The organism is Phytobacter sp., from assembly GCF_059074235.1.
This window is the reverse complement of sequence record NZ_JCACPZ010000009.1, coordinates 223339-238749: the sequence shown is the minus strand read 5'-3', so window position 1 is coordinate 238749 and position 15411 is coordinate 223339. Positions and strand designations below refer to the sequence as shown.

13 protein-coding genes and 1 pseudogene are annotated in these 15411 nt (G+C 42.3%); 8 read left to right on the top strand and 6 right to left on the bottom strand.

Annotation, left to right across the window (positions count from 1 at the left end):
* Nucleotides 1-58: 58 nt before the first annotated feature.
* Nucleotides 59-220, bottom strand: a complete 162-nt coding sequence (locus tag AC5JPW_RS25610; protein WP_494244300.1) for a hypothetical protein — start codon at nt 218-220, stop codon at nt 59-61.
* A 680-nt stretch (nt 221-900) separates the two neighbouring features.
* On the opposite strand from AC5JPW_RS25610, the gene AC5JPW_RS25605 reads away from it, so the two are divergent.
* From AC5JPW_RS25605 to AC5JPW_RS25585, 5 genes and pseudogenes are all read left to right on the top strand, one after another.
* Nucleotides 901-2631 carry an anti-phage dCTP deaminase gene (locus AC5JPW_RS25605; RefSeq protein WP_494244298.1) on the top strand — a complete coding sequence of 577 codons (1731 nt, stop codon included), beginning with the start codon at nt 901-903 and terminating at the stop codon, nt 2629-2631.
* Nucleotides 2632-2677: 46 nt separating this feature from the next.
* A pseudogene (locus AC5JPW_RS25600) lies at nt 2678-2979 on the top strand (hypothetical protein); the annotation flags it as partial.
* Nucleotides 2980-3478: 499 nt separating this feature from the next.
* Nucleotides 3479-3931 (top strand): hypothetical protein, encoded by a 453-nt coding sequence (locus AC5JPW_RS25595; protein ID WP_494244296.1) that lies wholly within the window; start codon nt 3479-3481, stop codon nt 3929-3931.
* A 247-nt stretch (nt 3932-4178) separates the two neighbouring features.
* Nucleotides 4179-5879, top strand: coding sequence for an ATP-dependent nuclease (locus tag AC5JPW_RS25590; RefSeq protein WP_494244295.1), 1701 nt, complete (start codon nt 4179-4181; stop codon nt 5877-5879).
* Nucleotides 5872-7506 carry a UvrD-helicase domain-containing protein gene (locus tag AC5JPW_RS25585; RefSeq protein WP_494244293.1) on the top strand — a complete coding sequence of 545 codons (1635 nt, stop codon included), beginning with the start codon at nt 5872-5874 and terminating at the stop codon, nt 7504-7506. Before AC5JPW_RS25590 ends, AC5JPW_RS25585 begins: the two co-directional genes overlap by 8 nt.
* A 149-nt stretch (nt 7507-7655) precedes the next feature.
* On the opposite strand, the gene AC5JPW_RS25580 is transcribed toward AC5JPW_RS25585, so the two are convergent.
* The gene (locus AC5JPW_RS25580) at nt 7656-8108 is read right to left on the bottom strand and encodes a hypothetical protein (protein WP_494244292.1); all 453 of its coding nucleotides are present in this window, start codon (nt 8106-8108) and stop codon (nt 7656-7658) included.
* Between the two features lie 328 nt (nt 8109-8436).
* On the opposite strand from AC5JPW_RS25580, the gene AC5JPW_RS25575 reads away from it, so the two are divergent.
* On the top strand, nt 8437-8787 hold the full coding sequence (locus AC5JPW_RS25575) for a DUF1304 domain-containing protein (protein ID WP_494244290.1): 351 nt from the start codon (nt 8437-8439) through the stop codon (nt 8785-8787).
* Between the two features lie 90 nt (nt 8788-8877).
* On the opposite strand, the gene AC5JPW_RS25570 is transcribed toward AC5JPW_RS25575, so the two are convergent.
* The gene (locus AC5JPW_RS25570) at nt 8878-9900 is read right to left on the bottom strand and encodes a YiiG family protein (RefSeq protein WP_494244288.1); all 1023 of its coding nucleotides are present in this window, start codon (nt 9898-9900) and stop codon (nt 8878-8880) included.
* A 79-nt stretch (nt 9901-9979) separates the two neighbouring features.
* On the bottom strand, nt 9980-11818 hold the full coding sequence (locus AC5JPW_RS25565; RefSeq protein ID WP_494244287.1) for a M48 family metallopeptidase: 1839 nt from the start codon (nt 11816-11818) through the stop codon (nt 9980-9982).
* A gap of 521 nt (nt 11819-12339) precedes the next feature.
* Here AC5JPW_RS25565 and AC5JPW_RS25560 point away from each other — a divergent pair.
* A complete protein-coding gene (locus AC5JPW_RS25560; RefSeq protein ID WP_494244286.1) occupies nt 12340-12975 on the top strand; it encodes a DcrB/PsbP domain-containing protein in 636 nt (211 codons plus the stop codon).
* A 304-nt stretch (nt 12976-13279) separates the two neighbouring features.
* Here the strand turns inward: AC5JPW_RS25560 and AC5JPW_RS25555 are convergent, their stop codons facing one another.
* Nucleotides 13280-13531, bottom strand: coding sequence for a hypothetical protein (locus AC5JPW_RS25555; RefSeq protein ID WP_494244284.1), 252 nt, complete (start codon nt 13529-13531; stop codon nt 13280-13282).
* Between the two features lie 353 nt (nt 13532-13884).
* Between AC5JPW_RS25555 and AC5JPW_RS25550 the strand changes: the two genes are divergently transcribed.
* Nucleotides 13885-14508, top strand: coding sequence for an NUDIX hydrolase (locus AC5JPW_RS25550; protein ID WP_494244282.1), 624 nt, complete (start codon nt 13885-13887; stop codon nt 14506-14508).
* A 164-nt stretch (nt 14509-14672) separates the two neighbouring features.
* Here the strand turns inward: AC5JPW_RS25550 and AC5JPW_RS25545 are convergent, their stop codons facing one another.
* Entirely contained in the window at nt 14673-15218 is a 546-nt protein-coding gene (locus AC5JPW_RS25545) for a hypothetical protein (RefSeq protein WP_494244280.1), read from the bottom strand.
* Between the last annotated feature and the right edge of the window lie 193 nt (nt 15219-15411).

Genomic DNA, 15411 nt, shown 5'->3' with positions numbered 1-15411 from the left:
CATTTTTGCAGATTTGGTGAAGTCTGTTTCACCGGTTTGATACATGTTCATTTTTTATTTACGTTCTGTGCTCGCTTAAAAGCCTTTGGGCTTCCTCCAGTGAAATTCCATGCCCACATTCTATTTCGCGTTTGGCTACAAGTACCATTTGCAGTAAGGCGTCGACCTGATTTTCCATTTCGTCTTGTCTAGCTGGTAATTCTGGTGTTGATTCGCTCATGATTTCCCTTTCAATGATGACGGTAAGATACGTTCTGGGGCGATTTTAAAGCATATTATCCAGGCAGTACCAAGTGAAGTGATGTAACTATAAGTTTGCCTCGCTTACCAATTTGAACAATTAGATTATATGAACCAGACCAAGGTCGTTTGCTGAGACGTTTAGTTATTGATTCGATCAACTCGACTACGGGAGTTTAACCCCGAGAGTGATGCGCTCTGCTGCTATTGCGAAGAACTTGCGCAGTTAACAATGCAGAACTCGCTGACTGAATAGCAACGAAGAGTGTTTGAGGATCTGCTGTTTGAACTGGTGGGATATTTTAGCGACAGGCTGAAATCACCGGGATGGATGCGAACGATGGAGGGCGTGGTGGAGCTCAAGGGGGGAGATTGGGGTTTGCGAAATTGTAAGATGACAGATTTGGCCCTCTCATGGGGTCACGAGAGAGTTGCATCGACTTGATTAACTCACAGTCAGAAGTGGACCTAACGAATACCACGGCTCGAAAGTGCAGACATTGAAATCCTATGGTCTTCTTAAGGGATGCTTACGGCCAAGCATTCTCTACTTTTTATCTAGTAATTCACTTGAAAAAAATGTATTTTTGAGATAATTCTTAATTACTGGAAATGTAATCACATCAAAGACAATGTGTTATAACATACTGGATAAAGATAATGGCGGAACAAAAATTTATAAGTGAGCTTTTTCTCGAAAATAATCAATTTATTCTTGTCGGATTAACTGGAAGAACTGGTTCAGGCTGTACCACGACAGCAAACATATTGGAAAGCAAGGATATATCCTTCCCTGAGTTGAGTAGTTTAAACAATTTCTACGATGGGTTAGACACGAGACGTTATTCTATAGTCAAAAAATTCGCTGAAGAACATTGGGAAAATTTTTACTCTATAAAAGTTAGCGATCTAATTTCAATTTACTTGCTTCTTTTGCCCACAACAAAATTAATTAATTTCATACATTCTTGCGGAATAAAAACCTCCAACAAATCCATTTCACACTTGGTGAAAAATGGTGTTTTATCAAAAAGCTTATTAAAAATAAAATATATCAACATAATAAAACAACTATTAGATCATCAATCTGAGATTGATTTTTCTGATCAAAAAATTAAAAATTCATTCATTAGAATATTACAATTAGTTCGTAAGCTTACAAGAGATCTTAAATCTGAATTAAATGACATAGAGTCTGGATTATATGTGACAGTATATCAATCAGCCGGTAAGTCGATTAGAAGGATTGGTAAAGTTGACGCTGAATATGAAAGTAAAGGTTTTATACCAAGTTCCGTTTTTCATTTGCCAGAAACAATAAACAGAGTTATTAAAGTTATAAGAAAAGTAAAGAATGAACGAGCATATATAGTTATCGATGCCATAAGAAATCCTTACGAGGCCAAGTTTTTTAAAGATCGTTATGCAGCATTTCATTTAGTTTCGATCAATGCACCGGATGAGCACAGAACAAGATACTTACAAAAGTTGCATAAATTCTCACCCGAGCAAATTTCAAGAATTGATGATGAAGAATCTGGAAAAGGCGAAAGCGAATATAAGCACCTAACAAATCCAAATGTAAAAAAATGCATAGAGATTTCTGACATTCATTTATTCAACCCCAAAAATGAATATGATAACAATAATGTATTGAAAGCACAAATTGCATGGTATATTGCATTAATGCAGCATCCTGGATTAATTTCACCTACTTCTATGGAAAGAGTGATGCAAGTTGCCTATACAGTTAAGCTAAACTCCGGATGCATTTCAAGGCAGGTAGGGGCTGTAGTTACAGATAATGATAATTCAATAAAATCGGTTGGTTGGAATGATGTAGCTAAAGGACAAGTCCCATGCGCCATGAGGTCAATTGATGGATTAATGAATGACTTCCACTCAGAAACATATAGTCATTATGAAAGGAACAATGAAAAATTCAGACTGAAAGCTAAAGAGTTTTATGAAAGTTATAATCCATTGGCACATAACTCACACTCTTTCAAGGGAAGATATATCTCTTATTGCTTCAAAGATATTCATAATAGTATAAATAATGAAAGCAACCAAGTCCACACCCGCGCTTTGCATGCAGAAGAGAACGCATTTTTACAATTAGCAAAGTATGGCGGTTCAGGTATTATTGGCGGAAAACTATACACGACTGCTAGCCCATGTGAGTTGTGTGCTAAAAAAGCATATCAACTAGGAATTTCAGAAGTCATTTTTATAGATCCGTATCCTGGGATCACGCAAGATCACATTATTAATATTGGTAATATGCCTCCTAAGCTAATACAGTTTAGAGGTGCCATTGGTAAGGCATACCATCGACTCTATGAACAGGTCATTCCTATAAAAGACGAGTTAGATTACATGCTAAGATAACTCCGAACATATTCGAGATGACCTATAAATTTATCATGGCCATCTCGAAAAATATCATGAGGATTTCACATGGCATGTGTTGGTTCAGATCATTATCTTCGTATGCAAGGCTGAAGGGAAAGAATCAGAACAAAACTTCGCCCTTTCACTAATTGAGCTAAATTTCGATGGAAACCCTTCGGTCTTATTTATTGGCCTGATTCATGGTTTCAGGATCCTGAAATGCGACGTGTCGATCTTTCCAGCGAAGAAATAGCCGGGTATTTGATGGCTCGCTCACGGAGGTTGTTAACAGACGCCCCTGAGATAGAACTCAAATATCCAATTCCCATAACCGATGAAGAGTAGTCACTACATCAAGCACTGACTTTTTGCTCAGGGAGCTTAGACCTTGAGCAATTTCCCTCCACACTCTAGCTCCTTCAGGAGCTTTATCGATTCTCCATTGGATCAGTTTGCTTATTCTATCTGGTTTGTGTGCTGAAGGCTGAGGCTGAGGCTGCGTTAGACAACACTATTTTGAAGTTAAATTCCCCTGCGCGTGACTCATTACACCTTCACTTAATATTCAATATTTGTTGCTTTCGTTTGCTGGCGTAAAATTTTTGCACGCTGATTCACCACGTTTTTGAAAAGCAATGGTCTCAACGTAGATTTATGCCGTCACGTTAAATGTAAATTGAGATGTGCTGTTGCTTTTTGGTTTTGCGAGCCTGCTTCCAATAATGCGGCTTGTCACTCCATTGATATCATTGTATCTTTTCGCCGCACCTTCAAAATCAGGCGCCAGGATTAGCCTCCTGAAAAACCTTAGTGGCGACATTAACTCTTACTCAAGGTTGCCAATATGATGACTGCTTCTTCTACCTATAGTTTATTAACCCTGCCCTTTAACCACGCCACCGATTTCACCGAACTGGCCGACAACTGCGAACGCTTTGTTGAAGTGCTGGTCGAGTCTGACGATCCCGCAGAAAAGTTTGCCCTTTGCGGTCGCCTGTCTGCTTGCCTCTCAATATTGAAACAAACACTGTATGAACCTGTGCCGGAGCATCTGCGCGATTATTTGACGATAGATTCATTCCTCACCCGCTTACCAGAGTTCAACCCCGAGAGCGATGCACTCTGCCGTTACTGTGAAGAACTCACTCAACTGACGATGCAAAATTTCCTGACCGCTCCGCAGAGACGAGTGTTTGAGGATCTACTGTTTGAACTGGTGGGCTATTTTAGTGACAGGTTGAAAGCACCAAGATGGATGAGGACGGCAGAGGGTTTGGTGGAGATTGAGGGGCAATAGGTTACCATCTCGTAAGCGGCGAAAAGGTCTGACAGTTTCCTTATAAAATGGCTTTCTTTAACTTGCAAAATCGTGTTGGCCATAGTTAACCACTTTGGCCAACACTTATTCGGGATTAATAATTTCACTTAAAAGATCCCATAACATTAAACTACTAGATCTAGCGCAAGGAAGAAGGCAATTTTATTTGCAAATTCCATATGGTGATCCATTATTCTCAATACCCCCCGATTAAGAGGAGTTTGCATTGGAAATATCATCTTTGTCTCTTAAAGGTTTTAGAAACTTTAAAGATGCGCTAATAAACTTCAACTCCAACACGCTCGTTATCGGTTCAAACGATGTTGGAAAAAGCAACATGCTACATTCCCTGCGAATGTTGTTAGATAAGAGTTTATCGGAAGCTGAGATTGAACCAAATGAGCTTGATTTTCACCTCGATCAAAACTCTTCTAGTGAGTCGTTTGAAATCACAATACACTTTAGCAAGATAAATGAAGACGCAGTCATTTCAATTTTAAAAGGTTACATTAGTGACTCGGGTGAAACTTTTATCAAGTACATTGCACAAAGAAATGATCTTAGTTATAAAATATTAATAGGCGACTCAATCGATACACTTCATGAAATTCCATCAAGGTATTATTTAAAATATATCAATCTAAAATACATACAATCACAAAGAGATTTGGATAAATTTATAAAGAAAGAAAAAAAACAGCTTTTGAAATTATCACAATTATCTCTAACTACTCAAGAAAGACAAGAAGATGATGATTTACTTAAAGAAATCAGTGATGATCTAGACGATATAAATGACAAAATCTCACAATTAACATATGTAGATAGGGCGACAAAGGATGTTAATGAAGAATTAAAAAAGCTTGCATATCATTATGATAAATACTCAGTTCAATTAGATACAGGCACAATCGGCATCAATGATTTTATCGATAATCTTCAACTTGGCGCGAACACAAATGGTTCCAATGTTATGCTTGGAGGTGATGGAAGAAATAATCAAATTCTATTGGCCTTATGGAAGGCGAAGAGTACTAAAGATCACGACATTGAAAACGAGGTTGTTTTTTATGTCATTGAAGAACCTGAAGCTCATTTGCACCCTCATCAACAAAGAAAACTTGCTGATTATTTAATCTCTAAATTACCTGGTCAAGTTATTATATCCTCCCACTCGCCACAAATTGCAGTTAATTTCAAACCTGAGTCAATAATCAGACTGGTAAAAAAACAGGCGGGCACAATTGCAGCAAGTAATGGATGTTCTCAGCTAATTTCAGATGACTGGCAAGAAATGAGCTATCGAATGAGCATTATTCCTGCTGAATCTTTTTTCTCAAGCGGCGTTTTCTTAGTCGAAGGACCTTCAGAAATTCTGTTTTATCATGCTTTATCTGATGCTATATCTATCGACTTGGACTTTCATAATATATCAATTTTATCTGTAGATGGGATTTCTTTCAAAATCTATTCTGAAATTCTTAACTCTTTAGATATCCCTTGGGTTATGCGAACCGATAATGATGTATCAAAGTTGCAAGGAGGGAACAAGTGGCATTTTGCAGGAATTAATCGATGCTTGAGTTTAGCTGGTAAAAATAAATTCAGACACAGTAACAAGAAAATCACCGCACAAGATACTATTATTAGTGGCGATTGGCAGACTGTTTCAGATACGGTAAATAAACATGGCATATACTTATCAAAAATTGATCTAGAAACAGATCTACTTGAAGAACTCAGTGTTCCGATCCTTAGCGCGCTTAATAAATTCGATCAAAATAGTGCAATAGCCTATTTGCAAAAGAAAAAAGCGGTACGAATGTGCTTATTACTAAAACAGATCAAAAGTAACCTTATCACACTTAATTCTGGAAACCTTGTTAAGCCTCTGGTTCATCTAATTAAAATGATCGAGAATGTTTGATATGAAAAAATTCATTCCTACGCCGGAACAAACGGCATCAATAAATTACAATCACAGCATGGTTGTAACAGCGTGCCCTGGAAGTGGTAAAACAACTGTAATTAAAGAAAAAATACGAAACATCACTAAAAACTTGTCAGATCACAAAGGCGTAATCGCAATAACATTTACTAAGAAGGCAAGCTTAGAATTAGAGCAACGATGCAAAATCGAAGCACATGATACTAAGAGCAGTTTTTTCGGGACTATAGATAGCTTTTGCTTGAACGAAATTATTCTTCCATTTCTAAGTAAAATATGGGGGCACCATACCTCCGCACTTAAGGTTATAAAAAAATTACAACCTCCTTATTCTACATATATAACAAATGATTCTTTAGACAACCCGTCATTATTTAACATAAATAACGACAATGGTTTTAAGAGGTTATATTCTGAAGGTATTTTGTGGATGAGTTCTTTCTCCGCTCTTGCATTGAAAATATTGAACGAATCATCTTCATCTAGAAAATACCTTAAAGCAAGGTATACGCACATATTCGTAGATGAATATCAAGATGTATCAAACACACAACATGAATTGTTTTTACAAATAAATAGTCTAGGCTTAATTTCAGTTGCTGTTGGTGACATATGGCAATCCATCTACGAATTTAGAGGGGGGAACTCAACCCTTTTGAAGGATCTAATAAAAGATAAATCCACATTCAAACACTTCGAAATAAATTTAAACCACCGGTGCCACCCTTCTATTAGTAACTATGCAGCTAAATTACTAGATAAAAACCACAAATTACTTCCGGCACGCAACATCCGTGTTTTCAGGAAAAGAATGAGTGGAAATCTGCAAGACATTGCTAGTGTGGTTTCTACGTGGATAAGACAATGGGTTGAACAAAAAAAATGGGGGTTAGAAACTTATAATCAAATTGTTTTATTAGGGCGTAAAGAAAAATCTTTAGAACTTTTATGCTCGGGCCTCGATGTAGATTTTAGATTTTTCATTGAAACCCCACTTGATAGATTAGAAACAGAGTGTTCTGAATTATATAAATATCTTTTAGCATATCGATGCGGAGCAATAAATACTGCTCAAGAACTGATTGACAAAGCGTTTGATGACATTGTTGTAAAAGACAATAAAAAAAATTTATTCCGTAAGCAAATTAAATCTCTAAGAAACGATTCAACTAATGATGAATTAATAGAAAAATTTCACTTGCTAGCCATTACTTCAGGTTTAAAATTTAATGGTGATGATGATAAAGCACTTATTGAAACATTATCTAACGATCTTTTTATAAAGCAATATAAAGCATTAGATCACAGCGAAGTACATGTAATGACTTTGCACAAAGCCAAGGGACTTGAATTCAAGGTCGTTGTGCACATTGATTTAGACGAATGGTCTTTCCCATTCCGCTTAATAAATGAAAATGATCGTTACTCGCCTATATATCCCAATCTTCAACAAGAACTCAACCTTCACTATGTGGGAATAACTAGAGCTGAAGAATGTTGCATCCTCATTAACTCAGAATATAGACAAAACTCGTTAGGTAAATTTAAAAAATCCGAACAATCGTTTTTCTTTACTTTGCCGCAACTTGAAGGACTGTATCGTTAGGTTTTAAATAGATGAAGAATGCTCTTCATCTATTTAACATAATAAATAATCAGACACCAAGATATCTAACACAGTTAAATAAATCGACAGCCCCAACTTTAATATCAAATCAAATCAAATCAAATCAAATCAAATCAAATCCTAGTTAATCACTCATCGTCCTTCATAATCCTTGATAATAAAAACAACACCGCAATACATAATATCAATATAAAAATCACACCAGCAACTTCAATCGTCCATTGCTCAGGATCAATTTTTGATAAAATTAGCAATACTGCAGATGCTATACCAAGCATCACTGGTTCAATTGCTTCATCGGGGCCATGTGTCACAAGCATATATGCTAATTGAATGCCACTCGAAAGCGCCAATGCAGAGGCAACATAAACTAATGTTTTTATGTGTAGAAGTTGTATGCAAATACCTTTACTTAGAATCCCAATATCTGGATTTAAAGTTTGAAAAAACTCCGCACATCCTTTTAGCGTAAGAAGTAATGTCAAACTAATAAATATTAGATACTGGATCACATAGCTGACATTCTTAGCAAAACGTTCGCTCCCTTCTCGTGTAAAAAAATCATTAGCATCTATCTTCACGGTTAACTCCTTTATAATAAAAATCCTTTAAAGAAAATTTAACAATTGCAGCTAATAGCAACCTTTTATTCTCTAAATGATTTATTATAGAAATCATTGAATGTAAACATTGCTATACTTAAACCAAAATCAGAAACTATCAATACTTTTTTCGAATTCCGTCCGCCACAAATATACTAGCAGTCGTAAGTATTTTTAAATAGTTATATTATCATTATCGTTTCCTCAAAGAGTAGAAGAGATCTTAATTGCTCATCCCCACATTCTGTTCCAGAAAATTATCTATACTCCATTCATTCAACATAAACCAACCCAAAAGGCCCACCACGTGCTCGCCAACATCCTCACTACCCTTGTTGCCATCATCCATATCTACATCCTCGTCCTGGAAATGTTTTTGTGGGACACGAAAACGGGTCGTAAAGCCTTTAATCTTACCCCCGAATTTGCACGAGAAACGCGCGTGCTGGCGGCGAATCAGGGGCTGTATAACGGTTTTCTGGCGGCGGGTTTGCTGTGGGGGTTGTGGCTGGATGAAGGCGGTGTTCAGGTGTGCGTCTTTTTCTTAGCGTGCGTGCTGGTGGCTGGCGTGTTTGGTGCGGTAACGGCGAGTCGCAAGATTTTGTATGTTCAGGCGCTTCCGGCACTGGTGGCGCTAGTTGCGCTGCTGCTCAGGTAACAATGGGACCGGCATCCTCTCCTGCCCCATCTTTTCGAAATCATTCTCCCCTGTCACCTGCGCACGCAAGCGCCAGGGGAGCCGTGTGATTTACAGACTGTTACTGGCCTGTACCAGTTCGTTATAGGATTTTAAAACCTTCATTGGCGAACCAGAGACCATCCAGCCGCTGCCGCCGTCCATCATCATCTTATCGCCACGGCTGTAGGGCGTTTTGTCACGGATACGGCGCATCAGATCCTTGCTGTCTTTCAGGAAGGTCTCGGCGCGGCTCAGAACAATCGACCAGCCGATCGGCTTATCTTGCTCTTTAGCGGTAGACGTTGTGGCTTCTGCCACCAGCGCGCCATAGGCATCAATCGCTTTGGTGACGTTACTGATGTCCGGCGATTCTTCGTCAAACAGCATGGTCAGTTGCTTGCCCTGGGTGACTAATGCCAGTCGATAGTAAGCGAGATGCCGTCCCTCGGTTTTCTCGATCTCGGCAAGCTGCGCGGCGTTAAGGGCGCTCGATTCCTTCTCCAGTTCCACACCGTACACGTCGCTGGCGTTCATAAACGCTTTAAACGCCTTCATCAGCGGTTGATGCATCTCCTTGCCCTTCGCAAAGGCATCATCTTTGTAGTCTTCCTGGCTGTAATACTGATTTGCTTGCGAGACCAGCGGCGTCAGCGTCGTCAACTCAGCAAGATATTTTGCCCCCGCGTCATCCAGCGCGGGTAAGGCAGGCTTGGCCTTCGCGGCCTGGTTGATGGCTTTGGTACATTTTTCCACTTTATAGGCCTGGATCTGGCCGAGGGTGTTGACCTTACGCTCTTTACCCGTCGGCCCCGTTGCCACGTTATCAATCCAGCTCACATACCGCTCTGCACTGTCGCGCACGCTGCCATCGGCGGTGTTGAAGCATTCGATGTAGAGGTTCACCTTGGCGGTGAGCAGCGCGGTCGGGTCTTCTACCACCGGTGTTGCACTTGGCGCCGCAGCCGGTTTGGCACCAGGTGCCGCAGCCGGTGTTTCTTTAGGGGCGTTGTTGTTGTCGCAGGCGGCCAGCGGCAAACACAGTACGACTGCCACCATTGCAGGTATCACATTTCTGGTCGCTTTTTTAAACACGGTTATTCCTTGTGGGGGTCAATACGTAAAACGGCTGTGGCTCAACCCTGGCAATAACGGCGCAGGGTTGAGCCACCGGTCAGGCTTCTTGTTGTGGGGTCAGCGTCTCTGGCTGTTGGGGTAGCGCCCGCACTGTCTGATGACGATGCCAGTACCAGGCCAGGGTTCCCTTGAAGTGCTCAATCTCTTTCTTGAGGCCCGGCAGTGGGATTTTGCTGCGTTTTTTGCCGTGGGCGTTCGGCTGCACATGCTGGATATGCAACGTATCGCGGCCAAAGTTTCGCAGCACATTGATGTTTTTAACGTTATCCCAGTCCAGCAGTTCCGCCGTTTTCGGCAACACGAAGCCCTGCCAGGTGATTTCGATTTGTGAGCCGTCTTTCAGCGTAAAGGGAACATTCGGGAAGTATTTAAGAACCAGCGCGGTCTCTGCTTCTCCCGTGGGCTGGTAGCGCCAGGCCAGGCTCTCTTCATGATTAGACGAGAAATCACGTTCGTATTTCTGCCAGAGCTGCTGTTCAATGTTGTCGGCAACCGGCATCAAATCAGCCCAACTCTGCGCAGGAATTTCCGCTGCCGTCGCAGCAAAGGCACTTTCCTCGACGGTGTAACCCACGTTGCGCATTCTCTCTGTCAACGGCGGGTGTGAGTCAAAGGGATGCGGCACATTCTGTTCACGCATGGCGCTCACAAAACCGGGTGACGTCACATGCGCAGGCAGACCGGCAGCGATAGCTTTACTGATCCCCAGTTCACTCTCGTGCAGGGTGTTGTTTTCAAACAGATTGCGCTCAACTTCATAACGATAATTGGCATAGGCGGAAATTTTGATCAGCGATTCAATGATCGCCGCCGGAGAGACAAGCGCAGAGGCATTGCGATCGGCCACGAACTCACGTTCACGGCTGTTGCGCTGCCAGGCCAGTTCGAACAGCATGCGGTACAGATACAGCGGGTAGTAGACAATGAGCGTGGCGACATTCTCGCTCATCTGTGCGGTGTAAAGATCGAAACGGTGCAGCTTCGGCCCCAGTAACGCGCCGGACGCCGTGTCCCCTTCATGCAGGTGCGTCAGCTCATGCACCATCACGCCATCCGCCTGGTCGAGCGTCAACTGACGCAGCAGCGGAATACTCACGTAGAGTTTTCGGCCCGCGAGCAGTTGGTCATTCACGCGCAGCGGAGCTTCGGTGACGTAGAAGTTGGTGTCGATACCGGCAATAACGTGATCCGGCGGGGTGGTGCCAACTTTCGCTGCCAGCGCATCAACGCGTGACCAGAGCGCAGGCGCGGCGTCACGGCTCACCACTTCGCCTTCGATATTCTCTTCAGGTGGCAGCTTTTTGAAGATGCCTTTGATGATGTAGTAGATACCGCCCAGCACCATCAGCCCCACGATGATGACCAATTTCGGATAGTAGGTCTGCGTGAAGAACGCGGTTCCCCAGAAGGAGAGCCAGACCAGCATGCCCCCCTGCACAATGACTTCCAGTGAACCCGCTAACATCAGGAACGGACGGGCCAGCGTCAGGCTTAAGTACTGGCTGCGGCGATCTTTAAAGGCCAGTGCGCTGAATAACGCGATCATCAGCAGAACAAAGAAACCCGCCACCAGCGTCCAGATGGCGATTTTGTCCATCAGGTAGAACTGCGAGAGTTCAGAACCTGGTGCGCAGACGGCGTTTTTATAGGTGAGCAGGTCATCGGCAACCGGGCCGCAAACGCTCGAAGGCGGATTCTGTTGCAGAAACTCAGCGAGTTTATCGGCATCCTGATGTTGTTTTTGTGCATCCTCAATAAAGAATTGGGTGTATTCCTGATTAAGTGATTTATTCCCGTATTCAGCAAAACCTAATGTGATTGCGGGTATGAGAAACAGGGTTAACAGAAGCCAGAAGACTACTTTGGTATAACCCATTTTCAATTCCGTTATGCTTTTCAACGTTATTAACTCATCCAATGTGTGTAATGGGGAAAACAGCTTTCGCGAAGTTTGCCAAAAGGCGCTTACTGTAAAATTTAAAGAGGTCTGCACACTCTCGCTAAGCTTACACTATCTTACAAACAGTCGACGAATTGTAAACCTACCTTTGTTAGTAATAGAAATAAGAAAATCGCTTTTAACGGAAATTTCATTTTGAGAGGTGGTAATAGAGTTGCGCATTAATTCACACCACCAAACCAGACCCCACATAACCATATGAAATAAATATCATTTTACAAACCTGGATGTCATGGTAATACACCTGCTGAATTATGAATTTTGCAATAAAAAACACGGGTAACGGAATTCATGAATTCACTCCGCCCACACAACCAATGCGCAATAGGATAATTCGCATTTTACCTTGTCGTTATATTTAACCCACAATAAAAATAAGGCACCGGATTTATTCTTATAGCCATTATTTGTGTGGTTTTTAATGAGAGGATGCCGCCTTGCTGAATCTTTATTTAGCCTCTACTCTATTTCCCCTGCGTTTTAAAAAATGGAATTCACAACATGAGGAGTTCGCTATGAAGTTAAAGAATATATCCACTCTGTCAGCCGCAATATTCTTTACCGCAGCGCTGGGTTGCACGGTTAATGTGGCATCCGCCGCCGAGGCACAGCCGACGGCAAAAACAGCCACCACGACTGAATCAATCTCTCTTCTGGATGGAAAACAACAATTCAAATTGCAGGGCTATGAAGGTCAGCCAGTTCCTGGCGGCGCGCCTGGCACCATGTACGTGAATAAGCAGCAAAAACGTGTGCTTATTATTGGTGAGGAAGAGATCCCATTGGCTGCCCGTGGGGCGAGTGAAGATGATTTTCTCACCGGACTGAAGTCAATCAAGGATCAGCAGAAGCAGTCTTCCCCTTCTTATAAAGTGGTCAGTGAAAAAACCGAGAATGTGAAGGGGCTGAAGGTGCATCACATCGAAGCGACTAATAAAATGGACGGTACGGATGTGTATCAGGCCACCCTGATTGCGGTCGCCAATAAGAAATTCACTATTATTCAGGTCATTTCAAACCAGAAAGATAAGCCGGGGCATGTTGCAGCGGTGAATAACATTCTGGGGAAATAATTTGTAAGGTGTTTGGTTGGGGTGAGGAGTCGTCAGTTCCCCTCACCCTAACCCTCTCCCACTGGGAGAGGGAATTGATCGAGCAAACTGAGGAACCTCCCTCCTCCCTTTTTAATTCCTTAATGGTAATGGTGCGGTTTTTGATTTACTGGGGCCCCCACGCTGCAGGGCTCTGGTGAAAACAATACTGGCCCCCATCAAATGCACCGTTAGCGGAAGAACTGGTGGCCAGCATAGAGATTGCTACGTTAGAGAGGCCAACCACAGGCACTGCTCTACTGAAAATCCTCGCCAATTAGGTATTTTAAAAGAAGAAGAAAACGCCTGTTTTACAGTCAATTGCAAGATTAACTTGTGAGTATAATTTTTCTAAAACAATGCTTGAGGGAACTGCGTTGATTCGTTCGCCAATCATTAGCCTGCACTGAAGAAGCTCATCTGAACCCGCTATGTTTTCATCCTCATAGTCGTCTATATTTTTATCCAACTGGTTGTTAAGCATTTCAATAATCCCTGAATCCCATAATTCATTGTAATCATGCTCTTCAACAATCACCTCGACGAGGTCCCCCTTCTGACATTGATCATAATTCAGGCGATTCATCGCTTCAGGGGTCACGGGGACAGTTATGCATTTCATCTAATTTTCTCCCATCAAGATCCAGGTGAGCTCTTTTCATTCCTAAAGCCAATGCGACAGTCCGTTCTATCTTCAATCCGTTATTCATCATTATCTGAAAGTGGGCTAACGATAGCGCATAAACGCGCGGTGATATAACACCAAAAATGAGCGTTTTAGCGAAATACGGCTGCGTTTTCCTCTCCCCACTCCCATTTTAATCCCTTGATTTTACTGCTACGGTTGTTGGCTTGACCTCGAACCCACGCAGCCAGACACAGGTGAAAACAATGCCGGATGCACTCAAAGAGACCGATATCAACACCGTCGCTCAGAAACTTAACGCGCTTGCCCAGACCGGGCTGACCTATTCCAAAGATGTGTTCGATCAGGAGCGGTATGAAACCCTGCGTCAAATCGCTGAGGATCTGCTTCGCGCCCGTTTTGACATTGATTCTGAAACCTTAAACCACGTCTCCGAATCCGGTTACGCCACGCCAAAAACCGACGTTCGCGCCTTTATCATTCGCGACGGCAAACTGCTGATGGTCAAAGAGTCTGACGATGGCAAATGGAGTTTACCCGGCGGCTGGGCCGATGTGGGCGATACCCCGTCTGCTGCCGTCTGTCGCGAGGTGATTGAAGAGACCGGGTTGGAAGTAAAAGTCACCAAACTGCTGGGCGTGTGGGACCGCAATCTGCACGGTCATCCCCCACTGCCCTGGCACGTTTATAAACTCATCTTCCTGTGTGAAGAGATCGGCGGCAGCCTGGCGATCAGCCACGAATCCACCGATATCGGATTTTTCGCCATTAACGACCTGCCGGAACTGTCGTTAACGCGCATCGTGCCCGAAGAGCTGGAGGTCAGCATGGAGATTGCGACCTCCGATCGCCCGACCTATTACGACTGATTCACGCCAGTGATTGTTGCAATAAACCGGGCCTGATAACGCGAATGGGACAACTCGCCGATCGTAACGAGGGTTTTCGACCGAAGAAAACACCCCCAATATTACGCTGTTCGGGGCCCTTATTTATCTGACAGAGGATGGGTGAGAAACCTTTACTCACCCTCTCAGTAAATTGCCAACGAGGTATTAATCATTTCGACCATCTTATTGACATCACGCGTGGAATAATAATATGCCTGACGGTCAAATAAATAATTCTCCAGGGCCCATCGATTCGCGGTAGAAAGATCAACAAATGCAGGCGAACCATCAATAAAATAGTTAAATTCGATATCAGCATCTTTTATAGCCGCATCGTTGTTGTATTTTATCCTCATTGATTCTTGCTCTGAGCGTGGTAACGCAGACCATTGTTGAAATTTAAGGAACGGCTGCATTTTTGTGTTGTAACTATCTTTGCTTACCCAGTCGGTATCGCCGACCCAGTGCCAGCCCTGGCCTTCGTCCTTCACAAATCCGGCACTCTTGTCATAGGCGACAGCAAAAATCAGTGCGGAACCACTTCGATTGGTAAAGTAATGTTTATCCTGGTTGTATATCTTCCCGATGAATTCAGTACTATAAAGTTTATTAGGTTTTAAAAGTGAATTACAGCCTGAAAGGCCAAACACACATAATAAAATAAATCCTACCTTCATCCATTTATTCATTATTATCGTCCACTTGGAAAAGTTATTCCTTCTGGCTAGTTGTTATTTTCACCCACGTAATGTTAATTATATGTTTATTCTCCACAAGTTTTATAACATCAGTATTTATCGGCAAAAATAAAAACTTCTTTAGCAGTTCTGAAAAGTACTTTCTCGATTCTACATTCATTATCTCGCTCCCTACCTCAAAGAT